Consider the following 15,963-nt stretch of genomic DNA (forward strand, 5'->3'; position numbering starts at 1 on the left):
GAGGTTTTAAATATGAAAATGATCACGATAAAGCGCCTATTCATTATGTTGTTTGTATTATTGTTTATTGTAGGATGCTCTTCTCCAACAGCTTCTAAAGATACACAAGGAAAAACAAACCATTCTGAACAGAATCAAGAAAAGAGCAGTAATGAAGGTGGAGTTGTACGTATAGCAATGAGTACAGAAATTGATAATCTGGATCCATACTTATCTGCAGCTACAGATACAGGCTCTATGATGGATAACGTATTTGATGGGTTATTGGATACCGATGAGAATGGGAAATTAGTTCCGGCTATTGCAGAAAAGTATGCTATTTCGGATGATGGACGAACATATACATTTTATTTAAAAGAAGGTGTCATGTTTCATGATGGTTCTGAATTAACTGCTGACGATGTTGTTTATTCTTATGCAAAGCTTGGTGGCTTAAATGGAGGAGAACCACTTTCCTCAAGGTTCGAAATAGTAGAAAAAGTGGAAGCGAAGTCTCCGCTTGAGGTAGTTGTAACATTGAAGGAAGTAGACTCGGCTTTTCTTGCTCGTAATATTGTAGCAATTGTTCCGAAAGATTATGAAGAACAGAGCTCAAAGCCTATTGGCGCAGGACCATTTAAGTTTGAGGAATACAAGGTTGGGCAGGAGCTCCGTTTAAGTAAAAATGAAAACTACTATGATAAGGAAAACACTCCCAAAATAGATGAAGTCCAATTTAAAATTATGCCAGATCCAGAGTCTTCCATTTTAGCAATGCAGGCTGGTGAGATCGATATTCTACCAGGAATTAGTAAACAAGGGTTGGATCAATTAGGAGATACGGTGCACTCAATATCCGGTCCGCAAAACATGGTACAGCTTATGGCAATGAACAATAGTGTAAAGCCATTTGATGATGTTAGAGTACGTCAGGCTATAAATCTAGCAATTAATAAAGACGTAATTATTGATACGGTTGCAGATGGAATGGGTACAAAGTTAGGTACGAACATGAGTCCAGCAATGCAATTTTATTATGAACCAGGCTTAGAAGATCGATACGAGCAAAATATTGAAAAAGCAAAGGAATTATTAGATGAAGCGGGATTGGCATCTGGATTTACGATGGAGTTAACTGTTCCGTCTGATTATCAATTCCACGTTGATACAGCGCAAGTCATTGCGGATCAATTAAGTCAAATTAATATTCAAACAGAAATAAAGCAAATTGAATTCAGTTCCTGGTTGGAAAATGTATATAATAATGCGCAATACGAAACAACAATAATTGGATTTACAGGGAAATTGGATCCTTATGAAGTGCTCGTAAGATATGTTAGTGACTACGGAAAAAACTTTATGAAGTTTCAAGACGAGCGGTATGATGAACTGATTAAAGAAGCTGTTCGTGAAACCGATGAAACGAAAAAAGCGGCTCTTTATAAAAAAGCACAAACTATTCTAACGGATGAGGCAGCGGCATTATTTATTATGGATCCTGATCGTACTACTGCCATGCGCAATGGAGTAAATGGACTAAAGTTATTTCCGATTCAAAAGTTTAATTTAGAGGATGTAACAGTTACAAAATAGAAAAGTAAGGAGTTTTTAATATGAAATATGCGTTGTATAAACTATCTACTTTTCTGATGACCATCTTACTTGTTTCATTAATAATCTTCACTGTTTTTCAAGTGTTACCTGGTAATCCTGCCCAGATTATTCTGGGCATGGATGCCGATACACAACAAATTGCACAGCTGGAAAAAGAACTCGGTTTAGATAAATCTATTGGAGAAAGATATACGAGCTGGTTGTCCGGATTTTTAATGGGAGATCTAGGAGATTCTTTAAAATATCAGCAACCTGTTTTAGATGTGTTAAAGGACAGAATTCCTGTTACGTTTTCTATAGCGATATATTCAATTCTGTTAACAATATGTATTGGTATTCCTTTAGGGATTTATATTGCTCGCACAGATGGTAGATGGATATCAGTTTTTCTTTCTATGTTTACACAGTTAGGGATAGCTGTTCCTTCTTTTTGGTTTGCCTTTGTATTAATTTTAGTGTTCGGGGTTACATTTCAGCTATTTCCGACTTTTGGATATGTGCCTTGGTCTGAAAGCTTTATTGGAGCGCTACGTTCTTACTTCTTACCTTCCTTGGCTTTAGCTATTTCGAATATTGCTGTAGTTATCCGTTATTTGCGAAATACGATTTTGGATCAAGCAAAAATGGATTATGTCCGCACAGCACGTTGTAAAGGATTAAGAGAAAAAACAATTATGTATGGACATATATTACGCAATGCGCTTATGCCAGTCCTAACAATAATGGGATTAATTGTTGCCGATACGTTAGGTGGAAGCATCATTATTGAAAACGTATTTGCATTACCAGGATTAGGAAATCTATTAATTCAATCCATCACATCTCGCGATTTTCCGTTAGTTCAATCCATGGTTCTGTACATTGCGATTCTCGTAATTTTAGTCAATTTTATTGTTGATTTGCTCTATAAGCTAATTGACCCGCGAGTTAGATTAAAGGGGTGACGAAATATGAAAAAACATAATATCTTTAAAAGCATTCCGTTAATAATCGGGGTTAGTTTTGTAACTGTATTGACAATAATGATGCTCGTTAGCTTGTTTTATACACCATATAGTCCGAATGCAATGGATCCAAGTGATCGATTAGCACAACCTTCGTTCACACATTTATTCGGAACTGATAATTTTGGAAGAGATATCTTTAGTCGCGTGATGCAGGGATCACAAACCGCATTTTTAATTGGATTTTCGGCAGTTTCTATCGGTCTGTTTTTTGGATTTTTGATCGGTGCATGTGCAGGCTATTTCGGAGGATGGATTGATGAGCTTAGTATGCGGATAATTGATGCAATGATGGCATTGCCAGGTATCTTATTTGCGATTATGCTTATTTCTGTTTTTGAGACCGGAATACGAAATACAATTATTGCTCTTGGGATAATGAGCATCCCATCATTTGCAAGAATTGTGCGCAGTGGATTTATTCAAGTAAAACAATTTGATTTTGTAAAAGCGAGTATTGCAAAAGGAGCTGGTTCCTTTCGCATAATATTTCAACATATATTACCAAATGTCACATCGCCCATTTTAGTCGCAGTAACGTTAAGCTTTTCAGGTTCTGTTCTAGCAGAAGCAGGATTAAGCTATCTAGGCTTAGGGGTACAGCCTCCAGATCCTAGTTGGGGGCGGATGCTTAAAGAAGCACAGCCGTTTATGAGTACAGCACCTTGGTATGTAATTCTCACGGGACTGTTTATTACTTTCATGGTACTTGGGTTCAATCTACTTAGTGATGGAATCCGTGATTTGCAAGATAAAAAATCCTAGGAGGATAAGCAATGTCACAACCGCTTTTATCAGTACAAAATTTAGATGTATCGTTTACTTTCCAAGATGGAGATTATGCTGCTTTGAAGAATATTTCCTTTTCAGTCTATCCAAAGGAAATTGTCGGTATTGTAGGTGAATCAGGCTGCGGGAAAAGTTTAACCTCTCACGCTATTTTAGGTATGCTTCCAACAAATGCAATGATTAAAAAAGGTAGTATTCAATATCGAGGTACTGATCTTGTTTCACTTACTAATGAAGAGTGGCAGTCAATAAGAGGTAGCGCAATATCTATGATATTCCAAGAGCCAATGACGTCCCTGAATCCACTTTTAACAATAGGTAGGCAAATTTCTGAGGTGTTAAAAAAGCATACCGGCTTTTGCAATAAAGAAATAAAAGAAATGACCATTGCACTGATGAAAGAGGTCGGCTTGCCAAGAGCAGAGGAATTGTATCGTGCCTATCCTCATCAGCTTTCTGGAGGAATGAGGCAGCGTGTTGTTATAGCAATCGCATTGATTGGTGAAGCAGATTTGGTCATTGCTGATGAACCTACTACTGCACTTGACGTTACAATCCAATTACAAATTTTAGAGCTTTTTCGTAAGCTTAAGCAAACCCGAAATACATCATTAGTTTTTATATCACATGATTGGGGAGTCATTCGTAAAGTTTGTGACCGAGTCATTGTTATGTACGCTGGTCACATCGTGGAAGAAGGACCAATCGAGGAGATTTTGCAGCATCCTAAACACCCATATACACAGGGGCTAATACAATCTATCCCAGATTATAAAAAACGAGGAGAGCCATTGCATACAATTCCAGGTAGAGTTCCTGCTTTACGAGAACGAAGAGGAGGCTGTCCATTTGTTGACCGTTGCTCGTTACGCATGGATATATGTCAAACAACATATCCCGAAGGTAAGAAACATGGGAATCATCAAGTGAAATGTCATCTTTATGCTCAGGAGGCGATAAATATATGAGCACTCCGTTACTAGAACTGGATAAAGTGCAAAAACATTATAAATCGAATCGTTCCAGTTTTTTAGGGAAACCATCGTATGTAAAAGCTGTAAATAGTGTTTCTCTACGATTATTTGAAGGAGAAACCCTTGGATTGGTTGGAGAAAGTGGAAGTGGGAAATCAACAACAGGCCAAATTATTGCTCAGCTTATATCACAAACGTCTGGAACGGTTTTCTATAAAGGAAGTGATGTGACAACATTTACTAATAAACAAATGAAAGCATGGCGTAAGAAAGTGCAAATAGTTTTCCAAGATCCGTATGCTTCACTGAACCCTAAAAAGAAAATCGAATGGATTGTAAGTGAACCGCTAGTGATTCATCGTATAAGGACAAAGGTCGAGCGGCGGGAAAAAGTTGTAGAAGTGTTGGAAGACGTTGGTTTGGATGCATCCTATTTACATCGCTATCCGCATGAATTGAGCGGAGGGCAACGGCAAAGGGTGGCCATTGCAACTGCAATCATATTAAATCCAGAATTTATCGTTATTGATGAAGGTGTTTCAGCTCTAGATGTTTCTGTCCAAGCTCAAATTTTAAATTTACTAAAACAGCTGCAAAATAAATATAAATTAACTTATTTATTTATTTCCCATGACTTGAATGTCATACAATATTTTTGTGATCGGATTGCGGTCATGTATTTAGGTGAAATTGTAGAGCAAGGTCGTACTGATCTAATTGGCTCTAACTTAAAGCATCCTTACGCACAAGCATTATTTTCTGCAAACCCAACAGTAGATGAAAATAAGACTCAAATTGTTTTAGGAGGAGAAGTTCCTAACTCAGGTACGCCGCCAGCTGGCTGTCCTTTCCATCCTCGTTGTGCAAAAGCAATGGAAACCTGTTCATCTTTTAAACCGTCCGACGTGCATTTGAATCAAACGCATGTTGTTCGTTGTCACCTATACAAGACAATTGAAGGGAATAGCAAAGATACAATAGAGGAGGCGATACGATGAAAATTGGCGTTATCTCTGATTTGCATATTGATAAAAATCGTGTGCTTGAATCCTCAAGTGAAAATATACTTACTGTTTTAGTTGAGAAAATTAAGGAATCCAAAATAGATATATTGCTAATACCGGGAGATGTGTCAAACGATTATCGTTTAACACTTCACTTTCTAACATCATTAGAAGAAAGTACCGAGGTCAAAGTGTTGTTTGTTCCTGGTAACCATGACTATTGGTCAAAGGATAATCATGTTACAGACACTTGGAAGGTTTATGAATCATTGAAACAATGGGATGGTTGTATTGCTGAAAATCCATATGTGCTTAATGAGGAATGGGTTGTAGTAGGGAATTCTGGTTGGTATGACCACTCATTTGGTAGCAGAAAATTTAACAACGAACAATTTAATCAAATGAAATATAACGGTAGAACGTGGAAGGATTCTGTTTATACAAATTGGAACTTAGATAATAAAGCAGTACATGAATTCTTCTATGAAAAACTAAAACAGGATCTAGAAGCATATAAAAACAAGAACATAATTATGATGACACATATGGTTACACATCCAAATTTCATTGTCCCAATGCCGCATGAAGTATGGGATTATTTTAATGCATTTTTAGGCAGTGATTCTTATCACAGACTTTTTGAAGACTATAATATACAGTATAGTATTATGGGACATGTTCATTTTAGAAAAACTGATACGAGTAACCACACGAAAATGATTTGTGCTTGTCTCGGAAATTATGCTGAATGGGAAAGTGTAAGTATCCGCAAAGAAATAAACGAAGCTTTTTATACATTTAATATTGAATAATTGGTGTTTGGATAAGGATAGGGAATTTCTTCCTTATCCTGCATTTCCCCTTTGTGCTCCTCTCAAAAAGATAGTTGGCTCCTTTAAACAAATCCAATATACTCTTTTTAAAATTTGAAATAGTTCCATTTCGCATAGTAATGATTGTCACAAAAAGCACAAACTTTATAGGCTTTTTTTATGATACGATTTTTGAGGATAGGAATAGTAAAGAGGTGTATGAGAATGATTGAAATAATTGCTACTGCGGAATCTGTAGAGCAAGGAGAAAAACTGCTCCAAGCTGGTGCAGATACGATTTATATTGGCGAAGACAAGTTCGGCTTAAGACTACCCGCATCTTTTACCGGGGATGAGATCAAAACCCTTACACAAATAGCACATCATGAAGGAAAACAAGTAGGTGTTGCGGTAAATGCATTGATGCATAATGAGCGTATAAAACAGGTGCTCCCTTATTTGCGTACGTTAGAGGAGATAGGTGTTGATTGGATTTCGGTTGGAGATCCAGGTGTTATCCATCTTTTGCAAACAAATAAAATAGAGCTTCCATTCGTATATGATGCCCAAACAATGGTAACAAGTGCAAACCAGGTAAATTTTTGGGCAAAACGTGGTGCGGTAGGCGCAGTACTTGCAAGAGAACTTACGTATGAAGAGTTAAAGACGATAAGTGAGCAAGCAACGGTTCCTGTAGAAGTACAAGTATATGGTTCAACCTGTATCCATCAGTCGAAAAGGCCACTTGTATCGAATTACATGCATTTTGTAGAGCAAGCAAATGATACAGCAAAAGAGAAAGGGTTATTTATATCAGAAGCAAAGGATGAAGATACGCATTACTCTATTTATGAGGACATGAATGGAACGCATATTTTCGCCACGGATGATATTAATTTAATCCTGCATTTGCAAAAACTAAAGGATGTAGGCATTCGAAAATGGAAGCTGGATGGATTGTTTGTGCAAGGGGATACATTTGTAGATATCGTGCGGTTATTCGTCAACGAAAGAGACGCGATAATGAATAATACATGGTCTGTGGAAGCACTTGAGGAACGTGCAAAACAATTACATGCACTGCATCCGAAAGGAAGAGGGTTAGGGACCGGCTTCTTTTTAAAGGATCCTGCTGATATAAAATAAATAAATGATAAGAAACATACAGAAAGTGTATTTATTTTTAATGGGGAAATGATGTTGATGCTTTACTTGAGTTGGAGGGAATAAAAATGCAAACAAAGCTTAAAAAACCAGAGGTGCTAGCACCAGCTGGAACGTTAGAAAAATTGAAAACAGCGATACATTATGGTGCAGACGCAGTATATATTGGTGGAAATGCATATGGCCTTCGAAGTCGTGCAGGTAATTTCACCTATGATGAAATGAGAGAAGGGGTTGCCTTTGCCAATGCACATGGAGCAAAAGTATACGTAGCTGCAAATATGGTGACACATGAGGAAGATGCAAAAGGTGCGGGAGATTTCTTCCAGACACTTCGCGATATCGGCATTCATGCTGTTATAGTATCTGACCCTGCATTAATTGAGATATGTGCAACAGAAGCGCCAGGCTTGCCAATTCACTTATCAACACAGGCTTCTGCTACAAACTATGAAACATTAAATTTCTGGAAGCAGGAAGGATTAGAGCGTGTTGTGTTGGCTCGTGAGGTTGGAATGAATGAGATCAATGAAATTCGTCAAAATACAGATGTAGAAATAGAAGTGTTCATTCATGGTGCCATGTGTATTTCATATTCTGGACGTTGTGTGCTTTCGAATCATATGTCGATGCGAGATGCAAACCGAGGCGGCTGTTCACAATCCTGCCGTTGGAAATATGACTTATTTGAAATGGATGAGCCAATGGGAAAAACATCGTTGCTAGCTGGAGATCCAGAGGAAGCTTTTTCGATGAGTGCAGTAGATATGTCCATGATTCGTCATATTCCTGATCTTGTAGAAGCGGGAGTGGATAGTCTAAAAATCGAAGGACGAATGAAGTCCATTCACTATGTGTCAACCGTGTCTAATGTGTATCGCCAGGCGATTGATGCTTATTGTAATGATCCAGAAAACTATCAATTTAATCCAGAATGGGAAGATGAACTGTGGAAGGTTGCCCAGCGTGAATTAGCAACAGGATTTTATTATGGTACACCAGAAGAAGAGCAGCAATTGTTTGGGAAACGACGGAAAATACCAGTCTATACGTTTGCTGGACAAGTGTTAGCATATGATGCGGATACCCAAATTGCCACCATTCAACAGCGAAACTCTTTTGGAGTCGGAGATGAAATTGAATTTTATGGGCCACAATTCAAGCATGTGTATCAGCATGTAAAAGAAATGTGGGATGAGGCAGGAAATCCGATCAATGTTGCTCCACATCCAATGATGGTTCTTAAGGTTAAAGTAGATCATCCTGTAGCACCATTGGATATGATTCGAAAACGAAAGTGAAAAGAGGAAAACGAAGCGCGGCTCTAATAAGTGGATTGCTAGAATAATGTGGTGGTGATGTGCGGAATGGAAGCAAATCAGTTTTTTCAGCCAGCAAGTCTGCTTCGTTTTATCGAAGATTCTAAGCTTAGAGAATGGAGAGAACGAACAAAGCAACAATTTAAAAAAGGGGAGCAATTATGCTACCCAGGCAAGTTAGATGATGCAATCTATATGATATTAGCTGGAGATGTACGTGTTTTTCACTTGCATGAAGATGGAAAGGAATGTGTATTAGGTATTCTATCAGCAGGAGACTTTATTGATTTACCAAGTGCATTTACCGAAAAAACGAGTGGTGCCTATTCGATTGCATTAACAGATGTTGAGGTCGTGAAAATAACGAAGCAGGAGATACGAGAGGTTGTTCAACAAACGCCAGAATTATCCTTTACATTACTTACCCATTTTGCGAATCAGATGCAGGACGTCATTTCGATATTAGAACAGGTTGCTTACGATAAAGTAGAAGAGCGCTTGATTAAAATGCTAATAAAGCTTGCAGATACATCAATGGAAACGGATGAATGGTATCCACTCCCTGCATATTTAACCCATCGCGATATTGCAGGAATGATTGCTTCTACTCGAGAAACAGTGACCTTCTTGCTTAATAAACTAACACAAAATGGAACGGTAAAAATTGAAAATAATCGGATATGGATTTCTAGTTCGATGTAAGCTTGCTTACATACGGAAACCTTCATCGTTGGTATGCTTACTATTGTAATGTTTATTAATGAATGGAGGATTTATAATGAATGGAATTAATTTCGAAGCAATGGAACAAACCGTAAAGGCGATCAAAGCAGATCCCTCACTAAAAATAAAAAGCTGGAAGGCACACGTGAAAAGAGAATCAGGCATCGTTAACAGCTTAAAGATTCGTGATTTTGATCCTATATTGATGGATGAACCTACTCCTTTAGGTGGTACTGATAAAGGGGCGAATCCGATTGAAATGCTTATCGGAACAGCAGGAAGCTGTTTTGCGATAACATTTGAAGTGCTTGCATCACAGGCAGGTATTGCACTTGAACATGTTTCTGTTGAAGTGGATGCAGACTTAAATGCTGCTGTATTTTTAGGCTTGGAGGAAGGCGATGGTGGTATTCTTAATCCAATGTTAACGTTAACGGTTGAGTCAGATGCATCTAAGCAGCAAATTACGGAGATTGCAAAGGTAGCACTTGAAAAATCGCCAGTTCTAGCGAGTCTAAAAGCTGAATTAAAACTAGTTATTGCATAGATTCACTTTAGTGTAACTAACAAACGTCTTTTCTTTTGAAAAGGCGTTTTCTCTTTTTGCATAATACTTCAAAACATAAAGAAGGTCGGATGCATTCAATTTGTATCCGACCTTGTATATGAAACAAGTGAAACATCAATCTAGCTAATAAACAGTATGCCGATCAAACAAACCATTACTTTCATAAGAAATCGCATTCGGCACCTCCAAGGAGAGAGATTATCTTTGTTTATTTCTAGCATACTAAAACTTTATGAATGAACGATGACCCCAGTGTAAAGCTTCTGTAAAATTGGAATCTACTTAATGATAAGCACAGGACAGTGAACGTGTTTTGCGACCTTATGACTAACACTTCCGAGTACCATTTCCTGTAATGTATTTAAACCGCGACTTCCCACTACTACGAGATTAAAAACCTTCTCATTCGCATATTGGACAATTGTCGGCCCTGGTTCTCCATGCAGAAATACAATTTCATATTCAATGCGCGCATGTCTTGCTTTTTGTTCAATTAGCAACAGCTTTTCCTTGCGAATTTGCTTCATATCTTTTCCCCAGTTGTGAATGACATCTTCTTTTGCGCTTGCATCACTAATGACATAGATTATGGTTACTTTTGTGTTTGAATAAAGAGTAGCTAGATTAAAAGCATGATCTGCGGCACGGATAGAATGCTCAGAGCCGTCCGTAGCTAGCAAAATGTTTTCATACATCGATAACTCCTCCTATATACCCAATTCTATTTTTTAGTATAGCATGAAGTATAATAAGAGCGAAAATAGAAGGATAAGAGAGAAAAAGAGCAATGACTGCGTTTACATAGAAGTTTGCCAAACAAGTGATAAAGCCTTTATAATACAGTTTGTTGTCTTCGGACTTATCTTTCAGTAGTAATCGGAAAGTTAATCGTTTACTCCTAAAATAGGAATCTATTTTAGGTTTGGACTGTGAACTGTTCAAACGAGGAATATTTCCTTTTGCACTGCCGTTATGGACTACTATTCGTGCATAGGTAAGAAAAATTAAATAGAAAGAGGATGAAACGTGATTAATGAAACAATAAAACAAGCATGGTTCGGCAATATAAGGGGCGATATTCTAGCGGGAATTGTAGTAGCAATTGCATTAGTACCTGAGGCAATTGCCTTTTCTATTATCGCAGGAGTAGATCCAATGGTTGGATTATATGCTTCGGTTTGTATTGCAGTTGTTATTTCCTTTGTTGGTGGGCGCCCAGGGATGATATCTGCTGCAACTGGAGCGACTGCTTTAGTCATGGTTACCTTAGTTGCTGATTATGGACTACAATATTTGTTAGCAGCAACAATTTTAACTGGGATTATCCAAATTGGAATGGGAATAGTAAAGCTTGGTCGCTTAATGAAGTTTGTTCCTAAATCGGTGATGGTTGGTTTTGTGAATGCACTTGCCATTTTAATATTTACTTCGCAACTTCCGCATTTTGTTGGGGAAACTTGGGTAATGTATGTGATGGTTGTTTTTGCTTTAGCAATTATTTATCTTATACCGCGTGTCACAAAAGCAATACCATCTCCACTGATCGCAATTATTGTATTAACCATTATCGCGATAGTAAGCGATAGTAATGTTCGTACTGTAGGAGATATGGGACAGCTTTCACAAACGTTACCGATGTTCCTTATTCCGGATATTCCATTTAATTTAGAAACATTGAAAATTATTTTCCCTTACTCTTTATCAATTGCGATTGTTGGTCTTGTAGAGTCATTTTTAACTGCATCTATCGTGGACGATATGACAGATACGTCTAGTGATAAAAATAAAGAAGCAAGAGGACAAGGGATCGCGAATATCGTATCCGGTTTTTTTGGCGGGATGGCAGGCTGTGCGATGATTGGACAATCTGTTATCAATGTGAAGTCAGGTGGAAGAGGAAGACTCTCTGCTTTCGTAGCGGGTTCTTTTTTAATGATATTAATTTTACTGCTACATGACTTTTTAGTTCAAATTCCGATGGCTGCACTTGTAGGCGTTATGATTATGGTTTCGGTAGGTACCTTTGATTGGGGCTCATTAAAAACGCTCCATAAAACACCGATAACCGATACAGTCGTCATGGTTGCAACCGTTGGTACGGTTTTGATTACGCATGACCTGTCTAAGGGAGTATTCGTTGGAATTATCCTGAGCGCACTGTTTTTTGCTGCGAAAATATCAAAGGTAAAGGTAACTACGATTACATCCGCTGAAGCGTCGAAAGTAGTTTACCGTGTTACAGGGCAATTGTTTTTTGCCTCTGTTACAGATCTTATAGCGAGCTTTGATTATAAAGCAAATATCAAGGAAGTAAAGCTTGATTTAAGCCAAGCACATATTTGGGATGATTCAGCTGTTGATGCAATAGACAGAGTGCTTTATAAATTTTCCCAAAATGGAATTTCTGTGCAACTAATTGGATTAAATGAGGAAAGTAATCAGCTATTGGATAAACTGGCTATTTATCATAAGCCAGAAACCATTCAAAAGGCTGTGAATAACTAAAAAGAGCCAGGTAGTTCATCAAATTATTGATGAGCTGCCTGGCTTTATCGTTTGACTAATGAACGTTTCATTATATATGGATACAGATTCTACGATTAAGTAGCTTCCTCAAAATATCTTTTTTTGCTTGGTAAACTAACACTCCAGATAAGCACCATTGCTAAAATGAGCATACCAAAAGCGAGTAAAATAATCGTGACACGTAAAGGAATGACCTCTGCTGTTACACCTACCATTAAAACAAAGATTATTTGGAAACTGCTTTGTAATAGCTGTAAAATACTTGTTACTCTTCCCATTAATTCAGTAGGTACATTATTTTGATAAAACGTCATCATCCCTGCATTGAGAAAAGCATTGAAAAATCCGAGCACTGTAAAGCCAAATGCAATCGAGAAAAAAGACCAAGAGAAAGCATAAAATAAATAACCTACCGTTTGCATGAAAATACCAATTGCGATTAAAAGCTGTAGCGATAGTTTTTGTGTAAAGATTGCTAGTAAAAAAGCGCCGATAATAGATCCAATACCTGTAATGCTGATTAATAGACTGTAATCAAGCTGGGATAAACCAACGACTTGCTGGGTAAATACAACCTCTTGTGTATCCATTGCAAAAGAGAAAATAGTTGTCGTCAAATATGCACCATAAACAATTGCTACATATTTAAACGCTGTTAAAAATTGAACAGCAGTTGTCCAGTCTTGCTTTATTTGATGTAAAGAGATTGCAGGTGCTTTTGTAGTGAAGGCTTCTTTATCTGGAAGAAACAAAAGTAACAAAGCAGCAAGAATGAAAGCTCCTGCATTGATAAAGAGCGTATCTTTAATACTAGTCATAAGAATTAATGTCCCTGCAACCGCAGGTCCAATAATAAAGGCACCAGAAGATGTTAATGCGTGAATGGAATTATACCTTTTTCGAAGCTTCTTTGGTACAAGCTGTGTTGTATATGTCATGGATGAAGGAACAAAAAAAGATTTTGCTATACTAATACAAATTAAAAAGAAATAGACCATCATAATGTTTGAAGAGAAAGGGATGCAAAAAATGAATACCCCTCTTGCGATATAAGTTATCATCATAATCTTCCGCTTGCTACGATAATCGATAAAGCTTCCGGTCCAAAATTTCGTAACGACGTTAACGAACGGACCAATTATCCATAAACCAGCTACTGCTGCAGCTGAGCCAGTCATGTCAAATACGAGTAGATTAATCGCTATTAAATAAATAAAGTCCCCGATTCCAGCGATACCAACTGAATTTAACAAAATAAATGGATGCTTCCAAACAGACCAATTCACCCTCATCCTTCACGCTCCTAATCATTATAAAACTATCACTCTAATTTTACCCTAATAAAAGTTGGAAGTCGCTTTCCTATTCTTGTTGCAGCAACTTTACACTACTTGGCTGAAAACAATCTATGTTTATTCCTTAATGAGGTGGGAATATACACACTAAGCAACTAACTAGGAGGTATATACATGAAACCATTTGTAAAAGAATATTTAAATGATGAACAATTAGCGAATGATGTGAACAAACTAAAAGAAAACGGCGTACGTAAAGAAGATATTTACATTTTAGCACATGATGATGATCGTACAGATCGTATTGCTTCGAATGCAGGAGCGAATACAATTGGAATGGAAGAAATGGATTTGAAGGATATGGTAGGAAATCTATTTCGCAAGCAGGGTGATGAATTACGCACGAAAATGAAAGAAATGGGATTCTCACAGGTTGAAGCGGAGAAATATGAAGAAGATATGGATGAGGGGAAAGTTTTATTAATGGTGGAAAATCATCCTGAATCACAAAGAATCTTACTGTAATGAAAAGGTTAAACAAGAGCTGCCTATTCACAGGCAGCTCTCCTATTATTAATATGCAGACCAGCCACCGTCGGCTGTCACAATAACACCGTTTACATAAGAAGATTCATTTGAACCTAAGAATAAAGCAATATTAGCAATTTCTTCTGTAGTACCTGGACGGTGCATCATTTTTACACCAGCAAGAGCTTGTTCCATGCCATATGGATCTGGCTGCTTTATTGAATTGGTTAAATTTGTTGGCACTTGGCTAGGTCCAATTGCGTTACAGCGAATATTTAAATGCTTATAATGTGCGGCAACGTTTCTTGTCATTCCGACAATGGCATGCTTTGTAGCAGTGTACGTAAGGCCACCACGGCCTCCAGCAACACCTGAAACAGAAGACATATTCACAATCGTTCCGGATTTTTTCTCCATAAAGAGAGGTAAGACTTTTCTCATCGTTCGCATTGTACCAGTTACGTTTATATTAAATACGCGTTCCCATACATCATCTGGTACATTTGCAGCTGCATACATATTATCAACAATCCCAGCATTGTTAACGAGAATGTCAATTGTTCCAAACGTGTCTACTGTTTTTGAAACCATTTGCTCAATATCATTTTCTTCTGTGACATTTGTTTTGATGGCTAGAGCTTGTCCGCCATTTTGCTTAATACCATTAACCGTATCCTCGGCTGCTTCTAAATTCATGTCTGCAATAACAACGTTTGCACCTTCGCTTGCATAAAGCTCTGCAATCGCTTTACCTAGACCTGATCCTCCGCCAGTGATGATTGCTACTTGATTGTCTAATCTACCCATGCTAATACCTCCTAATAATAATTCACTTACATTGTTATCATACACCTTTGCTCTACTTGATACATGTAATACAACTTACGTTAAACAAATTGTCATAGGTCACGTTATAATGAAGATATTATAAAGAAATAGTAAAAACAAATGGAGGGATAAGATGGAAATAAAAGAGGGAAACAATACGTTTTATTTAGGAGATAGTGAACAACATGCTAAGGCTGAAATCACGTATGTTGAGAAGGGGCAATCGATATGGATTATTGATCATACGTATGTCTCAAAGGAATTACGTGGTCAAGGAATTGCTGCCTTGTTGATGGAGAAGTTATTAGCTCATGCAGAAGCAAACAACAAAAAGATAATTCCACAATGCTCTTATGCTGCTGCATACATGCAGTCAAATAAAAAATACCAATCCTTGTTAGCAGACGGTTTTAAATGAAACCTTACAGGTCATTTCTTCGTATTGTAAGCAAGGAGGTGGAGGCATGGAGATTTATTTCATTCTAGGCACGCCTATCATCATTTACTATCTTGTTTTAACGAAACTACAATATGATACTATTACGGAAACGAAATCAGCCTCTGTGAAATCAAAGAAAACCCATAACGAGTTACATGAAACCTTACCATTTGAACAGCAACAGTTGCAGTATAATTTACAAGGGAATATTTTTAACATGCCCGCTGTCTTTGTCGCGATGCTTATTTATAAGCTTCGCCATGGAAAAGAATAAGCAGGGTCATAGCGGTCACACAATGATTACGCTTTCAGTTTGATTTTTTTTTAGGTAAATGGTATGATGAATTTGAAAATAAAATTATGCATCACATGTTACTGATTCGATCAGGCATGGTGG

The 15,963-nt window shown here is 37.5% G+C and carries 17 protein-coding genes; 14 read left to right on the top strand and 3 right to left on the bottom strand.

All coding sequences use genetic code 11. The features are described from left to right. The first annotated feature begins 12 nt into the window (after positions 1–12). The 10 genes from QBK89_RS11475 to QBK89_RS11520 all read left to right on the top strand — a co-directional run bounded on the left by QBK89_RS11475 (position 13) and on the right by QBK89_RS11520 (position 9,929). Positions 13–1,572: an ABC transporter substrate-binding protein gene (locus QBK89_RS11475; RefSeq protein ID WP_284141188.1), complete on the top strand. Its 1,560-nt coding sequence runs from the start codon at positions 13–15 to the stop codon at positions 1,570–1,572. Between the two features lie 20 nt (positions 1,573–1,592). Then, complete coding sequence (locus QBK89_RS11480; RefSeq protein ID WP_284141189.1) at positions 1,593–2,537, top strand: ABC transporter permease; 945 nt, start codon at positions 1,593–1,595, stop codon at positions 2,535–2,537. Between the two features lie 6 nt (positions 2,538–2,543). Beyond that, on the top strand, positions 2,544–3,362 hold the full coding sequence (locus tag QBK89_RS11485; RefSeq protein ID WP_284141190.1) for an ABC transporter permease: 819 nt from the start codon (positions 2,544–2,546) through the stop codon (positions 3,360–3,362). An 11-nt stretch (positions 3,363–3,373) separates the two neighbouring features. Next, the gene (locus QBK89_RS11490; RefSeq protein WP_284141191.1) at positions 3,374–4,354 is read left to right on the top strand and encodes an ABC transporter ATP-binding protein; all 981 of its coding nucleotides are present in this window, start codon (positions 3,374–3,376) and stop codon (positions 4,352–4,354) included. Next, entirely contained in the window at positions 4,351–5,358 is a 1,008-nt protein-coding gene (locus QBK89_RS11495; RefSeq protein WP_284141192.1) for an ABC transporter ATP-binding protein, read from the top strand. Before QBK89_RS11490 ends, QBK89_RS11495 begins: the two co-directional genes overlap by 4 nt. Next, positions 5,355–6,176, top strand: coding sequence for a metallophosphoesterase (locus QBK89_RS11500; protein ID WP_284141193.1), 822 nt, complete (start codon positions 5,355–5,357; stop codon positions 6,174–6,176). The genes QBK89_RS11495 and QBK89_RS11500 overlap by 4 nt, the downstream gene beginning before the upstream one ends. 228 nt (positions 6,177–6,404) lie before the next feature. Then, positions 6,405–7,322: a peptidase U32 family protein gene (locus tag QBK89_RS11505; RefSeq protein WP_349774630.1), complete on the top strand. Its 918-nt coding sequence runs from the start codon at positions 6,405–6,407 to the stop codon at positions 7,320–7,322. Positions 7,323–7,408: 86 nt separating this feature from the next. Next, positions 7,409–8,641, top strand: coding sequence for a peptidase U32 family protein (locus tag QBK89_RS11510; RefSeq protein ID WP_284141195.1), 1,233 nt, complete (start codon positions 7,409–7,411; stop codon positions 8,639–8,641). Between the two features lie 66 nt (positions 8,642–8,707). Further along, positions 8,708–9,361, top strand: a complete 654-nt coding sequence (locus QBK89_RS11515; RefSeq protein ID WP_284141196.1) for a Crp/Fnr family transcriptional regulator — start codon at positions 8,708–8,710, stop codon at positions 9,359–9,361. A 76-nt stretch (positions 9,362–9,437) separates the two neighbouring features. Further along, positions 9,438–9,929 carry an OsmC family protein gene (locus QBK89_RS11520; protein WP_284141197.1) on the top strand — a complete coding sequence of 164 codons (492 nt, stop codon included), beginning with the start codon at positions 9,438–9,440 and terminating at the stop codon, positions 9,927–9,929. A 299-nt stretch (positions 9,930–10,228) separates the two neighbouring features. On the opposite strand, the gene QBK89_RS11525 is transcribed toward QBK89_RS11520, so the two are convergent. Continuing rightward, on the bottom strand, positions 10,229–10,645 hold the full coding sequence (locus QBK89_RS11525; protein ID WP_284141198.1) for a universal stress protein: 417 nt from the start codon (positions 10,643–10,645) through the stop codon (positions 10,229–10,231). Between the two features lie 331 nt (positions 10,646–10,976). Between QBK89_RS11525 and QBK89_RS11530 the strand changes: the two genes are divergently transcribed. Further along, complete coding sequence (locus tag QBK89_RS11530) at positions 10,977–12,455, top strand: SulP family inorganic anion transporter (RefSeq protein WP_284141199.1); 1,479 nt, start codon at positions 10,977–10,979, stop codon at positions 12,453–12,455. Positions 12,456–12,550: 95 nt separating this feature from the next. Here QBK89_RS11530 and QBK89_RS11535 read toward each other — a convergent pair whose 3' ends face one another. Next, positions 12,551–13,768, bottom strand: coding sequence for an MFS transporter (locus QBK89_RS11535; protein WP_284141200.1), 1,218 nt, complete (start codon positions 13,766–13,768; stop codon positions 12,551–12,553). A gap of 177 nt (positions 13,769–13,945) precedes the next feature. Between QBK89_RS11535 and QBK89_RS11540 the strand changes: the two genes are divergently transcribed. Further along, on the top strand, positions 13,946–14,296 hold the full coding sequence (locus QBK89_RS11540; RefSeq protein WP_284141201.1) for a YflT domain-containing protein: 351 nt from the start codon (positions 13,946–13,948) through the stop codon (positions 14,294–14,296). Positions 14,297–14,344: 48 nt separating this feature from the next. On the opposite strand, the gene QBK89_RS11545 is transcribed toward QBK89_RS11540, so the two are convergent. Beyond that, the gene (locus QBK89_RS11545; protein ID WP_284141202.1) at positions 14,345–15,106 is read right to left on the bottom strand and encodes a glucose 1-dehydrogenase; all 762 of its coding nucleotides are present in this window, start codon (positions 15,104–15,106) and stop codon (positions 14,345–14,347) included. A 154-nt stretch (positions 15,107–15,260) separates the two neighbouring features. Here QBK89_RS11545 and QBK89_RS11550 point away from each other — a divergent pair, with 154 nt between their 5' ends. Together QBK89_RS11550 and QBK89_RS11555 are read left to right on the top strand one after the other, a co-directional pair. Continuing rightward, positions 15,261–15,545: a GNAT family N-acetyltransferase gene (locus QBK89_RS11550; RefSeq protein ID WP_284141203.1), complete on the top strand. Its 285-nt coding sequence runs from the start codon at positions 15,261–15,263 to the stop codon at positions 15,543–15,545. Positions 15,546–15,591: 46 nt separating this feature from the next. After that, the gene (locus QBK89_RS11555; RefSeq protein WP_284141204.1) at positions 15,592–15,840 is read left to right on the top strand and encodes a DUF3949 domain-containing protein; all 249 of its coding nucleotides are present in this window, start codon (positions 15,592–15,594) and stop codon (positions 15,838–15,840) included. Positions 15,841–15,963: the final 123 nt, after the last annotated feature.

Source organism: Virgibacillus sp. LDC-1, from assembly GCF_030137545.1.
Lineage (GTDB): Bacteria > Bacillota > Bacilli > Bacillales > Amphibacillaceae > LDC-1.